This is a genomic window from Mesorhizobium sp. M7A.F.Ca.CA.002.05.1.1 (assembly GCF_003998335.1).
GTDB lineage: Bacteria > Pseudomonadota > Alphaproteobacteria > Rhizobiales > Rhizobiaceae > Mesorhizobium.
On sequence record NZ_RZQI01000679.1, the window covers coordinates 1 to 3309 of the forward strand.

Annotated in this window: 3 protein-coding genes; all 3 read left to right on the plus strand. The window is 63.4% G+C overall.

Annotation, left to right across the window (positions count from 1 at the left end; all coding sequences use genetic code 11):
* On the plus strand, positions 1–1293 hold a 1293-nt coding region (locus tag EN939_RS26470), incomplete at its 5' end, for an SMP-30/gluconolactonase/LRE family protein (protein WP_206528342.1).
* Positions 1290–2339, plus strand: coding sequence for a hypothetical protein (locus tag EN939_RS26475; protein ID WP_127270711.1), 1050 nt, complete (start codon positions 1290–1292; stop codon positions 2337–2339). The genes EN939_RS26470 and EN939_RS26475, both read left to right, overlap by 4 nt.
* On the plus strand, positions 2339–3309 hold a 971-nt coding region (locus tag EN939_RS26480; RefSeq protein WP_164751233.1), incomplete at its 3' end, for an ATP-binding cassette domain-containing protein. The genes EN939_RS26475 and EN939_RS26480, both read left to right, overlap by 1 nt.

Consider the following 3309-nt stretch of genomic DNA (forward strand, 5'->3'; position numbering starts at 1 on the left):
GTGCTTGGCGGCGTTTCGCTGGGTGGCGGCCGCGGTTCGGTCGGCAATGCGGTGATCGGCTCCATCCTGGTGCTGATCCTGACCAGCGGCCTCATCCGCCTGTCGATGCCCGGCTCGGTCAACCAGCTGATCCTCGGTCTGGTGCTGATCGCCGCCGTGCTGTTCGACGCCAAATGGGTGAAGAACCGCGGCAAGCTGTTGAGCAAAGTCTATGTCTCGCCGACCTATCTGAAGCTGCCGAATTTGACGCCGCCGACCGGAACCGACGTGCTTGCCGTCAATGACAGGCTTGGCGCGGCGGAGCTCATAGGGCTTGGCGCGGTCGAAGGTCCCGAGGACGTCGTCCTCGACCGCGACGACAATCTCTATTGCGGCACGCGTCATGGCGAGATCGTCCGTTTCTTCGCGCCAGACTATGTCAAATCGGAAGTGTTTGCCCATATAGGCGGCTTCCCGCTCGGTCTCGCCTTCGACAAATCGGGCAATCTGATCAGCTGCGTCGGCGCCATGGGGCTCTATTCGGTCTCGCCGGATCGGGAGGTCAAACGCCTGTCGGCGGAGACATCGCGTTCGTGGACCTCGATCGTCGACGATGCGCGTTTGCGTGACCCCAATGACTGCGACATCGCACCCGACGGGCGCATCTATTTCACCGACTCGACCAAGCGTTACGACGCACATGACTGGGCGCTGGATTCGATCGAGAACCGCGCCACCGGCCGGCTGCTGGTCTACGATCCGAAGGATGGTTCGACAAAGACGCTGCTCGACGGTTACCGCTACACCAACGGTGTGTGCATGGCGCATGACGGCAAGTCGCTGTTCTTCGCCGAAAGCTGGGCCTGCCGCGTGCATCGCTACTGGCTGGAAGGGCCGAAGGCCGGCACCGCCGAATGCGTCATCCGCGACATGCCGGGCTATCCCGACAACATCAACCGCGCCTCCGATGGCAATTACTGGATGGCGTGGCTCGGCATGCGCACGCCGAGCTTCGACCTGTCGCTGCGCCATCCCGACATGCGCAAGCGCATGACGCGCCGCCTGCCGCAGGATGAATGGCTGTTCCCCAACATCAACACCGGCGGCGTGGTCAAGTTCAACGAGAAGGGCGGCATTGTCGAGGCGATGGGCGACCTCACCGGTGGCGCGCACCCGATGGTCACCTCGATGCGCGAGCACAAGGGATATCTGTTCGTCGGCGGCATCCTCAACAACCGCATCGGCCGCTACAAGATCGCAGGCGCCGACCCGAACTGGACCAGTCCCGCTTCCTATTGGGGAGCAAAGCCATGATCCTCGATCCGGTGCTTGGCCTGTTTCGCGGCAAGGCGGTCACCATCCCGCCGCTCGACGGCGCTTTTCGCCCCAATACGCGGCTGGATGATGCGCCGGCTTTCGCCGAGATGACGGAACCAGACAATCTGCTCGTCGCCGGTGACAGGCTGCTGGCCTCCAGCGGCAACGCCATCCATTCGATTGCGGCTGGAGCGGAACCTGTCGTGGTCGAGACTTTTCCGTCTGCCGTCACCGCGCTGGCGCTGTCGCCATCCGGTGAACTGACGGTCGGGCTGGAAAGCGGAAAGCTGCTGATTGGCGGCAGCGACGTTTCGCTGCCGGCTGACCTCAGCTGCATCACCGCACTTGCCTATGCGGATGACGGCACGTTGTGGCTGGCCAATGGCTCGGCCGAGCACGCGCCGTCGCAATGGGCCGCCGATCTGATGAAGAAGGGTGCCTCCGGTTCGCTGTGGAAGCGAGACGCCGCGGGCGGTGATTTCCGCAAAGTCGCCGGCGAGATTGCCTTTCCCTATGGCCTGCATCCAGTCGGCAGCGATGTGCTAGTCAGCGAAAGCTGGCGTCATCAGTTGGTGCGTTTCGATGGCGCGACGGGCAGCCGCTCGACGGTTCTGACGCATCTGCCCGGCTATCCCGCGCGGCTGTCACCTTCCGCCGATGGTGGGGCGTGGCTGACCCTGTTTGCGCCGCGCAACCGGCTGATCGAATTCGTGCTACAGGAAACGCATTACCGTCAGGACATGCTGAGCCAGGTGCCGCCTGCCTACTGGATCGCGCCAGCGCTGGCCTCCAGCCGCAGCTTCCTCGAGCCGCTGCAATGCGGCGGCATCCGCACCATGGGCATCCACAAGCCGTGGTCGCCGAGCCGCTCCTACGGGCTGGTGGTCAGGCTTGACCAGAAGATGCAGCCGCAATTCAGCCTGCACAGCCGCGCCAATGGCACGCGCCATGGCATCTGCAGCGTTGCGGAAAAGGACGGTCTTCTGTTCATCGCCTCCAGGGGCGGCGACTGCATCCTTTCCGTCGCCACGGGAGGTTTCTGATGGAACCGATTGTCCGTCTGGAGAATGTCACCAAGAACTACCGCGGCGTGCCCGCTGTGAAGAATGTCAGCTTCGACCTGCGCAAGGGCGAGATCCACGCGCTGCTTGGCGAGAACGGCGCGGGAAAATCGACGCTGACCAAGATCATCGCCGGTGTGGTCGACGCCACCTCGGGCAAGATGTTCCACAAGGGGCAGGAGATCGCCTACGCCTCGCCGCACGCGGCGCTTCAGGCCGGTATCGCCATGGTGTTCCAGGAAACCAGCTTGGTGCCGTCGATGACGGTGGCGCAGAACCTTTATCTCGGCACCGAAAAGTTCCTCAACCGGCTGCGCGGCACCTACATTTCGGCGCAGCAATTCCTGCAATCGCTGAACTTTCCCGTCGACCCGAACGCCATGGTGGCGACGCTGGGTGCTGCCAAGCGGCAGATGGTCGAGATCGCGCGCGCGGTGCACCACAATGCCGAGATCATCATCTTCGACGAGCCGACGGCGACGCTGACGCCGGAAGAAAAGCGGCACTTCTTCGCGCTGATCCGGCGGCTGAAGGCGAGCGGCGTGTCGATCGTCTTCATCAGCCACGCGCTGGAAGAGGCGCTCGATATCGCCGACCGCATCACCATCCTGCGCGACGGCGAGCTGGTCATCACCGACGACACCTCTGCTTTCGACCGCGACAGGATCGTTTCCGCCATGGTCGGGCGCACGCTGTCGGGACAGATCTACCGGCAGCGCGACGAAGCGAAGCTTCGCAAGGCGGGCAAGAAGGTGCTGTCGGTGCAGGACATCTCGATGAGCAATGTCGTGCGCAACACGTCCTTCTCGATCTTCGAGGGCCAGATCACCGGTGTGTTCGGGCTGATTGGCTCCGGCCGCACCGAAACCTTCAAGATCGTCTCCGGCATCTACAAGCGCGACTTTCTGCGCGGCGGCGCCATCGAGCTCGATGACAGGCCGGTGCGCTATCT

Excerpts from the sequence above, each read along its gene's own strand:
- EN939_RS26475 (WP_127270711.1), top strand. The coding sequence starts at position 1,290 with ATGATCCTCGATCCGGTGCTTGGCCTGTTTCGCGGCAAGGCGGTCACC.